We start from the raw sequence: 350 nt of genomic DNA on the forward strand, positions 1-350 counted from the left end.
TGAGTACCTTGCGAAAATGGTCCGCTCTGCTGGAACAAAATGGCTACAGCTTCCTGCGCGACTCCCGAGGCCGCCGCGAATATCGCCAGGCCGACACCATAGCACTCCGCAAAATGAAAGATTTGACGAAAGAAAGCCTGATGCCATTGGAAAACGCGGCCGCTGCTGCAGCTGCCAGTATGTACCGTCAGGAGGTGGCTGCGGCGACAGAGACATTGCCTGTCGTGTCAGCTCTAGGGGAAGTGCGACGGACACCGCACCCCTATCACTATCAAATGCTGGAGCAAAAGGTAGATTCGCTTGCCCAGCATATTCAGCAGCAGGATGCGTTTAACACGGCGCTGCTGGAA

1 pseudogene is annotated in these 350 nt (G+C 55.7%); it reads left to right on the plus strand.

From position 1 onward, the window contains the following. Positions 1-350: pseudogene (locus MXD62_RS10510) on the plus strand (hypothetical protein); the annotation flags it as partial.

Source organism: Frankia sp. Mgl5 (assembly GCF_023242985.1).
Classification (GTDB): domain Bacteria; phylum Actinomycetota; class Actinomycetes; order Frankiales; family Frankiaceae; genus Parafrankia; species Parafrankia soli.